The sequence below is a fragment of the Bartonella sp. AA23NXGY genome (genome assembly GCF_042197165.1).
Lineage (GTDB): Bacteria > Pseudomonadota > Alphaproteobacteria > Rhizobiales > Rhizobiaceae > Bartonella.
Genome location: NZ_JBHIRO010000001.1, coordinates 92,595 through 108,966, shown reverse-complemented (window position 1 = coordinate 108,966; position 16,372 = coordinate 92,595). Strand labels below are relative to the sequence as shown.

15 protein-coding genes are annotated in these 16,372 nt (G+C 38.4%); 8 read left to right on the top strand and 7 right to left on the bottom strand.

The annotated features are described in order from the left end of the window. The first annotated feature begins 198 nt into the window (after positions 1 to 198). From lgt to ACFINY_RS00435, 4 genes are all read left to right on the top strand, one after another. Complete coding sequence (gene lgt, locus ACFINY_RS00450) at positions 199 to 1,077, top strand: prolipoprotein diacylglyceryl transferase (RefSeq protein WP_375611184.1); 879 nt, start codon at positions 199 to 201, stop codon at positions 1,075 to 1,077. Next, positions 1,052 to 2,131: a class I SAM-dependent methyltransferase gene (locus ACFINY_RS00445; RefSeq protein ID WP_375611183.1), complete on the top strand. Its 1,080-nt coding sequence runs from the start codon at positions 1,052 to 1,054 to the stop codon at positions 2,129 to 2,131. The genes lgt and ACFINY_RS00445 overlap by 26 nt, the downstream gene beginning before the upstream one ends. A gap of 102 nt (positions 2,132 to 2,233) precedes the next feature. Beyond that, positions 2,234 to 3,025: a peptidoglycan editing factor PgeF gene (pgeF, locus tag ACFINY_RS00440; protein WP_375611182.1), complete on the top strand. Its 792-nt coding sequence runs from the start codon at positions 2,234 to 2,236 to the stop codon at positions 3,023 to 3,025. A 473-nt stretch (positions 3,026 to 3,498) separates the two neighbouring features. Next, positions 3,499 to 4,431: a ribose-phosphate pyrophosphokinase gene (locus tag ACFINY_RS00435; RefSeq protein WP_375606345.1), complete on the top strand. Its 933-nt coding sequence runs from the start codon at positions 3,499 to 3,501 to the stop codon at positions 4,429 to 4,431. Here the strand turns inward: ACFINY_RS00435 and ACFINY_RS00430 are convergent. Next, the gene (locus ACFINY_RS00430) at positions 4,428 to 5,927 is read right to left on the bottom strand and encodes a helicase HerA domain-containing protein (protein ID WP_375611181.1); all 1,500 of its coding nucleotides are present in this window, start codon (positions 5,925 to 5,927) and stop codon (positions 4,428 to 4,430) included. The two genes, ACFINY_RS00435 and ACFINY_RS00430, sit on opposite strands and share 4 nt — an antisense overlap. 292 nt (positions 5,928 to 6,219) lie before the next feature. On the opposite strand from ACFINY_RS00430, the gene ACFINY_RS00425 reads away from it, so the two are divergent. Beyond that, complete coding sequence (locus ACFINY_RS00425) at positions 6,220 to 6,849, top strand: 50S ribosomal protein L25/general stress protein Ctc (RefSeq protein ID WP_375611180.1); 630 nt, start codon at positions 6,220 to 6,222, stop codon at positions 6,847 to 6,849. Positions 6,850 to 6,924: 75 nt separating this feature from the next. Next, a complete protein-coding gene (gene pth / locus ACFINY_RS00420; protein WP_375611179.1) occupies positions 6,925 to 7,506 on the top strand; it encodes an aminoacyl-tRNA hydrolase in 582 nt (193 codons plus the stop codon). A gap of 221 nt (positions 7,507 to 7,727) precedes the next feature. Here the strand turns inward: pth and ACFINY_RS00415 are convergent, their stop codons facing one another. Beyond that, entirely contained in the window at positions 7,728 to 8,471 is a 744-nt protein-coding gene (locus ACFINY_RS00415; protein WP_375611178.1) for a L,D-transpeptidase, read from the bottom strand. Between the two features lie 265 nt (positions 8,472 to 8,736). On the opposite strand from ACFINY_RS00415, the gene ychF reads away from it, so the two are divergent. Then, positions 8,737 to 9,840 (top strand): redox-regulated ATPase YchF, encoded by a 1,104-nt coding sequence (gene ychF / locus ACFINY_RS00410; RefSeq protein WP_375611177.1) that lies wholly within the window; start codon positions 8,737 to 8,739, stop codon positions 9,838 to 9,840. 159 nt (positions 9,841 to 9,999) lie between these two features. On the opposite strand, the gene ACFINY_RS00405 is transcribed toward ychF, so the two are convergent. The 4 genes from ACFINY_RS00405 to petA all read right to left on the bottom strand — a co-directional run bounded on the left by ACFINY_RS00405 (position 10,000) and on the right by petA (position 13,250). Beyond that, positions 10,000 to 10,440 (bottom strand): PRC-barrel domain-containing protein, encoded by a 441-nt coding sequence (locus ACFINY_RS00405; protein WP_375611176.1) that lies wholly within the window; start codon positions 10,438 to 10,440, stop codon positions 10,000 to 10,002. Positions 10,441 to 10,550: 110 nt separating this feature from the next. Next, positions 10,551 to 11,447, bottom strand: a complete 897-nt coding sequence (locus ACFINY_RS00400; RefSeq protein ID WP_375611175.1) for a cytochrome c1 — start codon at positions 11,445 to 11,447, stop codon at positions 10,551 to 10,553. After that, positions 11,441 to 12,697, bottom strand: a complete 1,257-nt coding sequence (locus ACFINY_RS00395) for a cytochrome bc complex cytochrome b subunit (RefSeq protein WP_375611174.1) — start codon at positions 12,695 to 12,697, stop codon at positions 11,441 to 11,443. Before ACFINY_RS00395 ends, ACFINY_RS00400 begins: the two co-directional genes overlap by 7 nt. Positions 12,698 to 12,701: 4 nt before the next feature. Next, a complete protein-coding gene (gene petA, locus ACFINY_RS00390) occupies positions 12,702 to 13,250 on the bottom strand; it encodes a ubiquinol-cytochrome c reductase iron-sulfur subunit (RefSeq protein WP_375611173.1) in 549 nt (182 codons plus the stop codon). Positions 13,251 to 13,976: 726 nt separating this feature from the next. On the opposite strand from petA, the gene ACFINY_RS00385 reads away from it, so the two are divergent. Then, positions 13,977 to 14,453: a tRNA (cytidine(34)-2'-O)-methyltransferase gene (locus ACFINY_RS00385; protein WP_375606355.1), complete on the top strand. Its 477-nt coding sequence runs from the start codon at positions 13,977 to 13,979 to the stop codon at positions 14,451 to 14,453. A 485-nt stretch (positions 14,454 to 14,938) separates the two neighbouring features. Here the strand turns inward: ACFINY_RS00385 and ACFINY_RS00380 are convergent, their stop codons facing one another. Continuing rightward, entirely contained in the window at positions 14,939 to 16,192 is a 1,254-nt protein-coding gene (locus tag ACFINY_RS00380) for a CCA tRNA nucleotidyltransferase (RefSeq protein WP_375612987.1), read from the bottom strand. Between the last annotated feature and the right edge of the window lie 180 nt (positions 16,193 to 16,372).

Sequence of the window (16,372 nt, the reverse complement as noted above, 5' to 3'; positions counted from 1 at the left end):
AGATTTTTCATAATGATTTTGTTTAAGATTTTTTAATATTCCTTTTATCACCATATTTTTTACCGCGATAAATCAGTGGAAATCTATTTCCCTTTCTGACTAGCCTCCCTACTGACTTGACCATTGTGTATTCATCTGTCATTTCTGACCATCAGAGTCACTTCATATTCATCTCGTATAATGTAAGATGCTTAACTCATGAACAATTTGTCTTGTCCAGCCATTGCTTTTCCGTCTTTTCTTGATCCTGTCATTATCCAGCTAGGTCCCATAGCACTTCATTGGTATGGACTTGGTTACGTACTGGGTATTCTTTTTGCTTGGTGGTATGCGCAAAAATTATTAAAAAAAACATCTCTATGGTATAGAGACCACCCTCCTATGGATAAAGAAAAGATCGGAGATTTTGTTGTCTGGTCTGCCATAAGTGTTGTTGTCGGAGGGCGTTTAGGACAAGTTCTTGTATGGGATCCCATTTACTATTTTAATCATCCAAGTGCTATTATTGCCGTATGGGATGGGGGAATGTCCTTTCATGGCGGACTTATTGGTATTATCATTGCTATGATCTGGTTTGCCCGTAAAAATCATATTAACATACGAGCCATGTTTGATATCATTGCTGCAGGTGCTCCTATTGGTATCGGCATTGTACGAATCTGCAACTTCATTAACCAAGAATTATGGGGTAATATTACTACACGTCCTTGGGCTGTTTGTTTTCCTCTTGATCCTTACTATTTACCGCGCCATCCAAGCCAGCTTTACGAAGCATTTATGGAAGGATTTCTTCTCTTCATCATCCTGTGTCTTCTTATTTTTGGGTTCAAAGCATTAAAACGTCCCGGTACTGTATCAGGAACATTTATTATAGGCTACGCAGTAACACGCAGCATTTCTGAAATTTACCGTGCGCCTCAAGAAGATCCAGAATGGTTTTCGACTCTTTTCCATTCTACTGGTTTTACCTATGGCATGGCTTTATCTCTTCCCATGCTTCTTGTAGGGTTTTATCTTCTTCTCCACGCCTTTAAATATAAACCGACAGAAAATGGCCAATCTCAAAGAAAAAATTAAAGAAATTATTGCCCTTAATGGACCAATCACTGTTAGCCAATATATGACGTTGGCAATCACCGATCCCCAATTTGGTTATTATCACACACAAACCCCTTTTGGACATGCTGGTGATTTCATTACAGCACCTGAAATAAGCCAATTATTTGGAGAGATGATTGGCATTTGGACTCTTGCAAGCTGGAAAGCTCAAGGTTGTCCTCATCCTTTTATCCTCGCTGAGATAGGTCCAGGACGAGGAACTTTGATGGATGATATTTTGCGAACCATCCAAAAGCTCTCTCAAACGGCATTTAATGCTGCTGAAATTTTTCTGATCGAAATAAGCAAAAAACTTGCAAAAGAACAAAAAAAGCGCCTTTGCTCTTATCAAAAACAAATCCATAGCATTGAAAATTTTGATCAAATTCCTCCAAAACCTCTCTTCCTCATTGCTAATGAATTTCTCGATACACTCCCTATCAACCAATATATTAAAGTCAATGGAGAATGGAAAGAGCGCCGCATTACAGTCAATCAAAATGGAGATTTCATCTTTATTGCTGCCCCGCATAGACTTCCCTCTTCTTGTCTACAAACCTATTGTTCTAAAGTCCCTGACGGAACAATTTTTGAACATGCCCCCTTACGACATCAGTTCATGAAACAAATCAGCCACCATTTAGTGCAAGTGACAGGTTCTGCTTTACTTATTGACTATGGTGCTTGTGAGCTTGCCTTTGGCGATACCTTGCAAGCACTCTCAAAACATAGATTTCGTGATGTTTTTGATGCCCCTGGTGAACATGATTTAACATCCCATGTTGATTTTTCTTTTTTAAAAAACATAGCTCTTAAACAGGGCTGTTTTGCTGAAATCTTCGAGCAAGGAGAATTTCTTTTTAAAATGGGGCTACTGGAGCGCGCAAACCAGCTTGGAGTTGGCAAAAGCACTCCTTTGCAAGACAAAATCCGCCAAGACATTGAACGGCTCTCTGGTCCAGATCAGATGGGAAAATTATTTAAAGTTTTATATTTCAGTGACAAAAATATCCCCATACCTCCTCAATTTTAATGATCGGCGCTTTTGTCAATAAGCACATCATTATCTGAAATATTCATTGACAAATATGAGCATCTCCACCCTCACTTCAAATAATCCCCATAAGGAACTTTTATGAAACCTACCCCTCATCCTATCTTCGCAAAAAAACTTTCTACTTTACACACCCATGGGATAAAACATGGATTTTTTACACGACAAAGTGGTGTTTCAAAAAATCTTTATCATAGCCTTAATGTCGAGAAAAGTTCAAATGATCAACCTGAACATATCGTACAGAATCGTCTTTTGATTGCCGACTATTTTTCTATTGAGGTACAAAATTTAGTCACGGTCAATCAAATACACTCCTGTAACGTTGTTGTAGCTCATCAAGCAATTATCGGTGAACCTCCTAAAGCTGATGCTCTTGTTACGACCACACCAGGACTCGTTATTGGGGTTCTTACAGCAGATTGTGGACCTATTCTGTTTGCTGATCCACAAGCCGGTGTCATCGCTGCAACTCATGCTGGCTGGCGAGGAAGCTTAAATGGAATTATCGAGAAAACAATTGCTGTTATGGAAAAGCACGGAGCTAAAAGACAATCAATAACAGCAGTTCTTGGACCTTGTATTGGTCCATGCCACTACGAAGTAACAAGTGAATTTTATAACCAATTTATGGAGAGCCATAGCAAATTTCAAAAATATTTTTTAAAAACAGAAAAAGTCAATCATTTTCGCTTTAATCTATGGGCATTTATTATAAATCAACTCAAAGAAGCAGGCGTTAATGCTTCTTGTGTAGAGCTTTGTACCTATCAAGATGAACAGCATTTTTTTTCTTATCGCCGTGCAATACACCGCAATGAACCCGATTACGGACGGCAAATTTCTGCTATTATGCTGAAAAACAAAAGATGAGCCCCTTCATGCTTGAGAACAATACCAAAACTGCAAAACTAAACTTTTTACCCAAATGTAAAAATAAATCCCATTGTACTTTGCTTTTTTCACGAAATTATCTACCAGCCCATAAAATATGATAGCCTTCGCTATGATCATTTTCAATGTTTGGTTATAATGATTGAAGGCAAGATGATACTTCTTTTTATTACTCCCCTTCATTCATCTTAAATATGAAACATTCCCCATATTGAAAGTATTTTTATAAAGTAATAACTAAAAAGCTTAATCAATATGTATTTCTTTGCCGCATGGAGAAAAAACTTTGCTCTAAAAGTAACAAACTTTTGGAAAAAGAGAAAACATACTGCATAGCTCTTTAATAATAATCAATAAAATTGTAAGGCTTTTGTAATTGTTCTCTTGCAATTTAATAAAAAGAAATTAAAAACCGTGTCGCATTCCCACCATGATGATTCAGAGGTTCTACTATGAAACTTTTCTGCGGAAATTCTAATCCACGCCTAGCTGAAGATGTTGCAAATTATTTGAACATCCCCTTAGGCAAAGCAACTGTAAAGCGCTTTGCTGATCAAGAAATTTTCGTAGAACTGCATGAAAATGTACGTGGACAAGATGTTTTTGTTTTGCAATCTACATCCTATCCCGCAAATGATCATTTGATGGAATTACTCATCATGATTGATGCCCTTCGTCGTTCTTCTGCGCGTCGTATTACAGCTGTTATCCCCTATTTTGGCTATGCCCGCCAAGATAGAAAACCAGGACCACGAACTCCTATTTCTGCAAAACTTGTTGCCAACCTCATTACTGAAGCAGGGGCTCATCGTGTTTTAACATTGGACCTTCATGCAGGACAAATTCAAGGTTTTTTTGATATCCCTACGGATAATCTCTATGCTGTTCCTGTCATTTCTCGCGATGTCAAAGTGCATTATTCTCTTGAAAATGTTATCGTTGTTTCACCTGATGTGGGTGGTGTGGTGCGCGCGCGCGCGCTTGCCAAGCGCTTGAACAGTTTGCTCGCTATTGTGGATAAACGTCGCGAAAGCCCGGGTGAATCAGAAGTTATGAATATCATTGGAGATGTATCGGGAAAAGATTGCCTTTTGCTTGATGATATTGTTGATTCAGGTGGAACTTTATGCAATGCAGCAAGTGCTCTGCTTAAACATGGTGCCAATAGTGTCACAGCTTATATCACGCACGGTGTTCTTTCTGGTAATGCAATCGAGCGAATTGCCAATTCAGAGATGAAAGAATTGGTTATTACAGATTCAATTATGCCAACACAAGCTATTGAGAAAACCCATAATATTCGTGTTTTGCCCATTGCCGACCTTATGGGAGAAGCAATAGCAAGGACAGCAGCAGAACAATCGGTTTCCAGCTTATTTGGTTAAAGTGGTTCCTTGGGGTCTCCCGGTGCTGTTTCAACACCAAGATCAGGAAATGCAACAATACGTTGACCACTAAAATGCGTATGAATAACAATAAGTCCACGCTCTTCAAAGTAGGTTAAAAGTCGGCGTGCACGGCTTAAAGAATGAGTTCCATAAAGACGTGCTAAAAATGCATCAGATGGACATGGCTTTCCCCCTAATGCGGCCTGTGCCACATTCAAGAAGACTCCTTGAACATCTTCTTCCAAACTTTCTGATATCTGCAAAATATGTTTCCAATGTTCACTGACAGCCGTTTGTTCATCAACAAAAGCCTGAGCAATAGCCAATTTACGCCGAAATTGTGAAAGATTAAAAGGAACCTTTGACATACCATGGATACGGCAACGAACTGAAAAATCTTGATAAAGCACCGCTGTTGAACGATAAAAAGCCTCAGAATCCTCAAGAATTTCCCGAATAATATGTTCTGCTTGGCCGTCACGCTCAACATCAGAAAGTTCAGGAAATAAACTTGGGTTTTCTTCTAACAACTCTTGTTTTTTATGCACGACCTCCTCTAACATCTCGTGCATTGATTTTTCCCTCATCGGCTCTCGTGTTTGTTTAAATGGCGTTAAAATTTCCTCTGGTGAAGCAGTAAAAACGAGCTCTTGCACATCATCCCGCTCTGTTGGAAGTGGCATTAATTTAGGACTAGAAGAGCGTGCCAAAGTTTCAACAGAACCGATAATGATTGGTAAGGGACGTCGTGATAAAGCAGGGCCTAAAGCTATAAAATTTCCCCGTTCAAGATCTCTAAACATTTCCGCTTGGCGACGCTCCATTCCCAAAAGATCAGCAGCGCGCACCATATCAATATCTAAAAAAGTCCGCCCTATTAAAAAGTTTGAAGCTTCCGCAGCAACATTTTTGGCAAGCTTAGCCAAACGTTGTGTCGCAATAACACCAGCAAGACCACGTTTACGTCCTCGACACATAAGATTGGTCATAGCGCTCAAAGAAATTTTACGCGCTTCATCAGAAACTTCTCCTGCCGCAGTTGGAGCAAACAATTGTGCTTCATCGACAACGACAAGCATAGGATACCAATAATCACGTTCCACATCAAACAGTGCCCCAAGAAAAGCCCCAACAGCACGCATCTGTTGTTCAGTATCCAAGCCTTCAAGATTAAATACCACTGAAACTCGATGTTGTCGAATGCGATGGGCAATACGAGTCAATTCTAATTCACTACGTTGAGCTTCTACAATAACATGACCAAATTTATCTGCCAAAGTTACAAAATCGCCTTCTGGATCAATTACACAATGCTGCACCCACTTAGCACTTTGCTCCAAAAGACGGCGTAAAAGATGTGATTTCCCTGAACCAGAATTACCTTGTACAAGAAGACGTGTCGCCAATAATTCTTCCAAATCAAGAAGTGCTGGCATCGATTTATGCAAAGCACGACTCTCTGACATCTCACCCAAGGCAATCTCAACCTTCATAACATCTCCAGTGTTTGATTTTGAACATATCAGCGCCAGCACATATTGGTTGATTCTCCATCCACACCGTAATTTGTAACATTTCCTCCTTTTTAACGGTAGAAATCATCGATTTTTCCCACAACTCTTGCATCTATGAATAGTTTGAACTATAGAACAAACTTCTGCGTAGACACCCTTGGAGGCAACGTAGAATGGAGTGATCGCTGTTGGTTAGCGCATATCTTCATATCCATGCAAAAACTATTACTGTTTTTGAAGGATCTCCAATCATGTAAAAAGGACTTAAATTATGAGCAAAAGCTACACTCTTAAGGCCGAAAAACGCGAGCGGGTTGGTAAGGGGTCCTCCCGTGAACTTCGCCGCAACGGTCTTATTCCTGCTGTCATTTATGGTGAAAAACAACCTCCTTTGGCAATAACAGTTCCCTATAAAGAAATTTTCTACAAAATTCACGCTGGTGGCTTTCGCACCACCATTGCAACGATTATTCTTGACAAGCAAAAAATTATGGTTTTGCCAAAAGATTATCAATTAGATCCCGTGCGTGACTTTCCCCTCCATGTAGACTTTTTGCGCATTTCAGCAAAATCCGTTGTAGAAGTGAATATTCCTGTCCACTTCCTCAATGAAGATACGGCACCTGGACTTAAAAAGGGTGGTGTCCTCAATATTGTTCGGCACGAAATTGAATGTACAGCTCCAGCAAGTGCTATTCCTGAAGCTATTGAAATTGATCTCTCCAGCTACTCTATTGGTGATTCTATTCACATTTCAGCAGTGCAACTGCCAAAAGATGTGACTCCCATCATCCAAGATCGAGACTTTACCATTGCAACCATTGCAGCTCCTGCTGGCATGGATGTCAGCGATGAAACTTCTGAACAAGAAAATGATGAAGAAGACACACAAACTTCATAAAACTCAAAAGGCGGGAATTTTTCCGCCTTAATTTATGAGACATTACCCTTACTCATACTTTGACTGAAGATACACATGTGGCTTATTGCTGGTCTTGGCAATCCTGGTTTACAATATCAAAATAACCGCCATAATATCGGTTTTATGGCTGTTGATGCCATTTATCAGTCCTTCTCTTTTTCTCCATGGTCAAAGAAGTTTCAAGCAGAAATCTCCAATGGTTTCATAAATAATGAGAAAATTTTTCTTATAAAACCACAAACTTTCATGAATCTTTCTGGTCAAGCTATCGGTGAAGCTTTACGATTTTATAAATTAGATTTAAAGAATTTGATCATCATTTATGATGAGCTAGACCTGTCACCGGGGAAAGTTCGTATAAAAATTGGTGGAGGAAATAATGGGCATAATGGCATTAAGTCTATTGATGCCCATTGTGGTACTGACTATTGTCGTATACGCATAGGAATTGGTCATCCTGGAAGCAAAGAACTTGTTCATCAGCATGTCCTAGGAAATTTTACCAAATCTGATCAAGAATGGTTATCCCCTCTCTTAGAGACAATCGCAAAAAATATCGCTCTCCTTATAAAAGATGATAAATCCCTCTTTATGAATGAAGTTTTACAAACGATAAAACACAATCAGAACCATTAGCTTGCGTGCCCCTGTCGCGTGAAGAATATGAATAAGAACTCTTAAAAAAATCCTCTTATAAACTTTCTCAAAGGCAAAATCTGTTGGCAACGTGAGAAGCTAGAAAATAGAACAGAATACAAGCTTGTATACACCTTTGAAAAAGAAAGGCTTATATTCTCTTTTGAGAGAAAGAAAAGATTGAACAGCAAACACAGCTCTCTCCAATCTTCTCCCCTAAATTAAAAAAAATCATTTGGCTGAATGGTCGACTGTAGCGGATCGTAACCATTTGATTGTTGACTATAAACTGTAGGAATACTCCTATTGTTTTGCAATACCACAACGCGCGAACCAATAGGAACACGATCATAAAGATCGATAATATCTTGATTAAGCAAACGGATACACCCACTTGAAATAGCACGCCCAATTGACCACGATTCGTGTGAGCCATGAATACGGAAAAGTGTATCTTTCCCATTTTTGAACAAATAAAGTGCCCGCGCACCTAATGGATTATCGGGCCCTGGTGGCATTCCTTTCCCAAGATGACCATAACGTTCTGGTTCTCGAGCCATCATAGCTGCAGTAGGAGCCCAATTTGGCCACCGACGCTTGCGCTGTATAACCCCCTCACCTTCAAATGCTAGGCCTTCTTTACCGACACCAATCCCATAACGCAAAGCTTTTCCATTTTCACCAATAAGGTAAAGAAAACACTCTTGCGTATCTATAACCAATGTTCCAGGCGCATAAGATGTATAATAAATCACCTCTTGTCGCCAATATTTTGGATCAATTGTCGCAAGATCAACAGCAGGTAACGAATAGGTCTCATTCGTTACAGGACCATACAAAGCCTGTATTTCTGGTGGAATGTATCGAACTTGTTGAAAAGGTACCGATGACATATCTGACTGACGTGTAGCACATCCAGCCAAAGCCAAAAGTGCTGCAATTAAAAAGGCACAACGAGATAACACTCTTCTATTTTCTCCGATTAATTATTTATGCAGATTTGCATACCATGAAAAACTTAGCACAATATTAACATTAATTCGAAGTTTTCTTATCCTTGTAACTAAGGAGAACAATAAGGTAAGAAGAACTAAGGTAAAAAAGTAGATACCTATTACTTTAGACTTTTTTCTCACTTATCGCAAGACCAGGACTATAACTCTTCTGAAAATATGCTATAAAAAGGAAGCTTTATCTTGACCATAAAATTAATAGAAAAGAAAGACTCTCATGGGCTTTAAATGCGGTATTGTCGGATTACCTAATGTCGGGAAATCAACTCTTTTTAATGCATTAACAAAAACAGCCACTGCACAGGCTGCCAATTATCCTTTTTGTACCATTGAACCCAATACCGGAGAAGTTGCTGTTCCAGATTTACGAATGGAAAAAATTGCATCAATCGCTGGTTCAAAAGAAATGATTCCTACACGCATTAACTTCGTCGATATTGCGGGGCTTGTGCGAGGAGCTTCAAAAGGCGAAGGTTTAGGAAACAAGTTTTTAGCCAATATTCGCGAAGTCGATGCTATTGTCCACGTTTTACGCTGTTTTCAAAATGAAGATATTACCCATGTAGAGGGACGTATTGATCCTGTTTGTGATGCGACAACGGTTGAAACCGAACTCATGCTTGCGGATCTTGAAAGTCTTGAGAGACGAATCATACAAATCCGTAAACGAGCAACCGGAAAAGACAAAGAAGCTCTCACAATTTTACCTATTATGGAAAAAGCATTAAACATACTGCAACAGGGAAACCCTGTCCGGTTATTACTCAAAGATATTTCTTCCGATGAACACCACATTCTTAAGAGTTTGAATCTTTTAACCTCCAAGCCTGTACTTTATGTTTGTAATGTAAGCGAAAATGACGCCGCTCGTGGAAATAGCTTTACCCAAACAGTTGAAAAAATGGCAACAGAGCAAAATGCGCAAAGCATTATCATTTCTGCTTCTATCGAAGCGGAAATTACACAACTGAGTGATGCTGAAGCATCAGAATATCTCAATGCGCTAGAACTCTTTGAACCGAGTCTCAATCGCCTCATTCGCGCTGGTTACCATTTACTTGATCTCATTACTTACTTCACCTGTGGGCCTAAGGAAACACGAGCATGGACAATTACGCGTGGTACAAAAGCTCCCCAAGCAGCTGGTGTTATTCATTCAGATTTTGAGCGCGGTTTCATTCGTGCCCAAACCATCAGCTATAATGACTATATTGCTCTGGGTGGAGAAAGCGGTGCAAAGGAAGCAGGAAAAGCCCGCGATGAAGGAAAGGAATACATTGTGCAAGATGGCGATATCATGTTATTTAAACATAATACTTAAATCTTCACTCTGTCTTAATAGTTTATCTTGAAAACTTTGATAATAGCTCCTTGGAATCTTGTCGCAAAAATTCTCAAGAGCTTTTAGAACAAAAAAACTGTTGCTAGCATATGATTGTGATAGCAACAGCTTGGTCCATTAAAGAATAGAAATATAAAATTAGCGTGTCCAACGCCCTTCGTATTTAAATGTTGGAGCGTTCTTTAAAGAATCTTTTGTCGCATTTGTAATAAGTTTCCATTTACCATAATCATTTGTCATCTGGATTGTTTCTGGAGAAACGACCACATAACTCTCGCCTATGCCAAGAAAACCACCAACAGCAATAACAAATCCTGCAATATTATTTTCACGTAAAATAATATCTTTTACTTCACCAATATTTTCATCTTCTATATTATATACATTGGCGCCTATAAGACTGGAAGCAACAAAATCCGTTGCTAAAGGTGTCACATAACGCACAGACTTATCTATCCCCACCTGTACAATACCCGTCGAAGAGATCATTTCAGGTTTTGAAGGCACTTCAAAAGACTGAGCATAAGTACTAGAAACCATCAAAATTGACATAAGAGTAGTACATGCAATTTTTTTCATTTTAACATCTCCATTTTTACTTTGCTTTTACTTTATAAAACCTCAATGCATCATAAAAAGATTTGTTCCTTATGCTCTTTATACTCTATACTCTTTTGAGCCTTATCGCTTTACCCTTTTCTCTTTATTTCGTCTTTTATTTCTTTCTCTAATTCTTCTTCTAAACCACACCAAATACGATTTTTTAAAATATAAACAAACCCTGCAAAAATGATTAAAAATAAAATAACACGAAAACCGGTTTTTTTACGAATTTCCATATGAGGATCGGCAGCCCACATCAAAAAAGCAGAAACATCGCGCGCATAATGTTCAATGATTTCTGGGGTTCCATCTTCATAAGCAACCATACCATCACTCAAAGGAGGAGCCATAGTTAAAGAATTACCGGCAATAAAATAAGGATTATACCAATAACCATTCGCAATTTTTATCTCCTTCGGTGCCTTCTGATATCCTGTTAAAAGAGCTGTAATATAATCTGGACCAGCTGTATCATAATGAGTCAATGCATCAGTAATTAAAGCAGGAAACGGCAAAGATACCCCACGTGCACGTGCTATCAATGTCAAATCTGGAGGATAAGCACTATTCAAAATAAATCTTGCTTCTTCTTCATGTGAAAAGGGAGAAGGAAAACAATCCGTTGCAACCCCAGCACGTTTAAAAAATTTTCCTTCTCGATTAGGACCATCGCGCACTTCATATTGCCCCGCCAAAGCTTTGATCTGTTCTTGATCATACCCAAGATCTTTTAAATTGCGAAAAGCCACATATTTTAGCCCATGGCAGCTGGAACAAACTTGTCTATAAACCTTTAATCCGCGCCTCAATTGCGCCTTATCATAAAGCCCAAATGGACCTGAAAAACTCCATTCTTGTTTTTTAGGAACCTGTAAAGGAAAAGAAATAAATCCTTCTTCCTGATCAGAGGCACCACCCGCTAAACTCTGAGCAGAAAAACTCATAGCAACAATAACAACCAGCCCGACAAAAACATTTACCATAGTCTCTTTTTTTTCTGTTTTAAATCTTGCATAATTGAAGAAGGAAGAGAACAATTTTTTTCAAACGCTGGCAAAATCGGCAAAATAACCAAAAAAAATATAAAATAATAAACCGTAGCCAATTGTGTCCATAAAAGAATTTTGTCACTTATTTCTCTTGACCCCAACCAACCAAGAAAAACGACATCAATAACCAACGCCCAAAAGAAAATTTTATAAACAGGTCGATATCTTGCTGAACATATTTTAGAGCGGTCTAACCATGGCACAAAAATTAAAATGCAAATCGAACTGACGAATAAAACAAAGCCAACAAAGTTTGAAGAGAAAATACCAATATCAAAAGTTATAGCACGAAGCATCGCATAAAAAGGCAAAAAATACCATTCTGGAACCACACGAAGAGGTGCCTTTAAAGGATCTGCCACACTATAATTTTCAGCCTGCCCCATATAATCGGGCATATAAAACAAAAACCAGGCAAAGAAGATGAGAAAAACAGTAATAGCAAAAATATCTTTGATAAGCGCATAAGGCGAAAATGGAACTGTTTCCTTATCTGATTGTATAGCAAGACCCGTTGGATTGCCTTGCCCAACACAATGAATTGCCCAAATATGCAGCCCCACAAAAAGAAGCAAAATAAATGATAAAACATAATGGAAAACATAAAAACGATTCAACGTTGGTTGTCCTACGACATAACCACCCAGAAGTGTCTCATGCAACCATGTCCCCACCAAAGGTATCGTTTTTAAAAGCCCTGCAATCACTGAAGCCGCTGAAATAGACATCATCCCCCAAACAAGCACATAACCAAAAAATGCTATTGCCATCATGATGATATAAATAAAAATACCTGTAACCCATACCATTTCTCGCATATTTTTATAAGAACCATAATAAAGTCCACGTGCTAAATGGATATAAACAGCAATAAAAAAAAACGAAGAGCCTACACAATGCCATGGACGAAAAAGCCAACCAAACTGCCCTTCACGCCGAAATCGTTCACTGGTTTCAAAAGCCAAATGAATATCCGGAACATAATGCATAGCCAAGACAATACCAGTCAAAAGCTGTGATAAAAGCATAATGGTCAAAATACCGCCAAATGTATAAAAGTAATTAAGATTACGCGGAACAGGAAAAATCACAAATGCATTATAAAAAAAACGAGGAAGAGGAAAACGCTTATCAAACCAACGGGCAAGTGCATTTTTAGGACAATAAGGAGAAAACCTTGTCATAACCTTATCCTATTTTGAGCAAAGTATCAGAAAGAAATTGGTAAGGAGGAATAGCCAAATTATAGTTAGCTGGACCCGACCGCACTCTTCCAGCTGTATCATAAACAGACCCATGACATGGACACAACCACCCTCCAAATTTCCCAGATTGCCCAAGTGTTATACAGCCTAAATGCGTACAAAGATTAATGACGATAAGCCAATTTTCACGTCCTTTACCTGCTGAACGTGCAAAATCCGTCGCTTCTTTTTCACCTTCAAGATTAGGATTGCGCGCTTGACGATCTTTTAGAAGTCTCAATTCAGTAGCGCGCGCATCAGCAATTTCTTTTGCCGTACGATTTCGAATAACAACAGGCTGTCCTCGCCACTTTACCGTTACTGACATCCCCTCTTCAATACCAGAAAGATCAACCTCAACAGAGGAAGATGCCAAAACAGCTTCATCTGGACGCAACTGACGGATAAAAGGCCACACAACCGCTCCCATTCCAACTGCTCCTGCAACAGCTGTTACCAAAAACAGAAAATCCCGCCTCGTTTGCTCACCCATGGCCTTAACTTAAAGAGACACTTTGCTAAAACATTCTTTTACCATACCCTCTCCCATTGTACAATGCTTGATCACTCCGTTACCTCAACCATAAAAACATCCCCGTAAAACACTCCTGCCATTTGTATGGTTTATACAAAAAACTGTTTTATAATGATAATTCATCGTTTTACAGAGTAAATGAAATCCCTAAACACCGTAAGGTTTTTTCATTTCAAACCTATTCATATTAATCAATCAAAATTACTCCCCCGCCCGTGAAAATCAGAGATAGCATGTAAATAAACACTTCTAAAGAAAGAAACATAGTCTTGTTATGACCATATCTCAGTAAACAAGTTGAGCTTATCGGTTATTTCTTTAACACATTTACAGCATCTCTCCCTCCCTCAATTCCAACTGGTTGCATGAGTATTTTTTTCGCTTCTGTTTTTGCATAAAAAGCATATTTTGTTGATTTTAATTAAAATTGATGATCTAACCTCATTAAATATCCCACTTTTCAACATAATGAGCCAAGTTATTTCATGGATTGCTCAATAAAAGGAAGTCCCGAATAGGGAGCTTCTCTCTTATCCCAAACAGATCTGTATACATAACTTTTTCCCTGAAATTTAAAGGGTATAAAAATTAACCGTAAAAAACATGTATTTCTCAAAGCATATTTTTCGAATAAATTGTGGTATTTCTTTACAAAGTCGAAAGAAAAATCATATTACAGAGAACATGACACTTCATATAGCTCTTTTCCAACCTGATATTGCTGGTAATACTGGAACGATTTTACGTCTTAGCGCTTGCTTTGGTCTACATGTGCACATTATTGAACCTGCAGGCTTTAATCTGTCGGATCGTAATCTCAAACGCGCAGGATTGGATTATCTCGAATATGCGTCCTTAGAACGACACATTGATTGGCAACATTTTATAAGCTCCATGAAACACTTTAACCGCCGCCTGTTGCTTTTAAGTACAAAAGCAAAAACATGCTATACGCAGATATGCTATCAAAGAAATGATGTTTTACTTTTTGGTCGGGAATCAGCTGGAGTTCCCGATTATGTTCATGAAACGGCCGATTACACACTGAAAATTCCCATGCAACCACAGGCACGCTCTCTAAATCTCGCCATGAGCGTGGCTATAACAACAGGAGAAGCATTGCGCCAAATTGGTTATTATGAAAGAAAATGTATTTTATAAAAATATAAATTATCACGAAAAACAATAATACAACATATAAAGAACAGTTAGAGCGTATAATGCCTATCATTTTCAAACAATTAAGTGCTTGTAAAATAAACATTTCTTAGTACCCATCACATCCATTTCATATCACCTCATATCACCACCTATGAATGATTAAATACTCCTCATAGTAAAAATCCAGTGAACATCCCCCTCTTTATGGTCATACAAGGTGCAAACCGCTACCACTATTCTCTTTATTCGTTCTCATTTTCGAGAATCCTTATCTTTGAGATGATTCATAAGAGACATTTTTCCTCTCTGTAATCATTTTTCCTCACTTGTGACGTGTAAGGCAATAACTTTGATTGATGTAATATGAACAGGTTTGAAATAACCTTACAATATTGTGGACTCTTCTTTCACATGAATAATGATTATTATAAATTAATATGTTGACTTAAAAAATATAAAAAACAATGGGTTTATAAACAGAAATATTATAAATCAATTTTTTCTAATAGTGCATGACGATCCATTAAAAATCCGCTTTCAATCCATATCATTTCTAGCTCTTTAAGCTTTTTTCCTAAAAGTACACCTTTTGTAAAACCTTTCTTTATTAAATCGTTACCATTAATAGGAAAAGTTGGAATTTGCCATTTTTGGGCAAATTGATAAAGCTTGACATAACCCTCTGCTTTTTGCAAAGCATCACTTTTTTCCAGATGATCAAGATGTGATGCAGCGACAGACAACGATAATTGATCTAAAACTGGCTGTCGTCCATGAAAATAAATCAGTTTTTGCACAAAATGATCAGAACAGTTTTGGTTTATTATTTCTAACTCTGCCCATTCTTTTAATCGCGTTGTTTCCTTAAGAGAAAAACGCAAGCGCTGTGCCATTTCATGAAGACGCATGGGATCAGGAGGAAGAAGGCTTTCTAGCCGTAACAATGGATCAACTTTCCAACCAAGATCCTGTTCTGTCTTCACCAATGCGTGAATTGCATCAATACCCCATCGTTCTGTTTCAGGAAAAATGAGTGCCAAAATTCTGCTTTGTCGCATCCATAAAAGAGCACGCGTTGGATCAAACGCCGCAAGAAGCTTTTTCATTTCTGCCCAAATACGTTCAGAAGAAAGTTTTTTTAAACCGTGTTTTAAACGAACACATGCCTTCAATCCTTGCACATCAGGTCGCCCTGCTCCATACCACGCAAAAAAGCGAAAAAACCGTAAAATACGCAAATAATCTTCGCCAATACGATCTTCTGCAACCCCAATAAAACGAACTGTTCGGCTAGCAATATCACTCAAACCTCCCACATCATCATAAAGGTTGCCAGCAGCATCACAATAAAGCGCATTTATCGTAAAATCTCGCCGTTCAGCATCTTTTTTCCAATCACGACCAAATGCCACTTTTGCATGACGACCATCTGTTTCAATATCGCAGCGAAGCGTTGTAACCTCATAAGAACATGAATGAGCAACTACTGTTATTGTACCAAAAGCAATCCCTGTAGGAATAGCTTTAAATCCTGCTTCTTCTACACGTGCAATAACCTGTTGCGGCAAACAGGTTGTTGCAATATCAATATCACTAATAGGCTGCCCTAGCAGTTGATTGCGCACTGCTCCCCCTACAATACGCGCCTCTTCCCCCTCCACAGACAAAACACGAAGAAGTGTTTGGATATCACTTTGTTGTAACCACGCAACCTGTTTGAAGTTCTGTCTTATATTCACCCTTTAACCTTTCAAAAAAGTTGTCTTCATTGCTTTAAAAAACTCTCTTCATAAAACAAATTTTTTAAGACATCCCTTATAAAGCACGTCTATTCTTCCAAAGAAACTTTTCTCTTCTATACGAATATGAAAAAAAACGGCATATGATACTTCATTTCTTCTCATTTTCTGTTACAAACA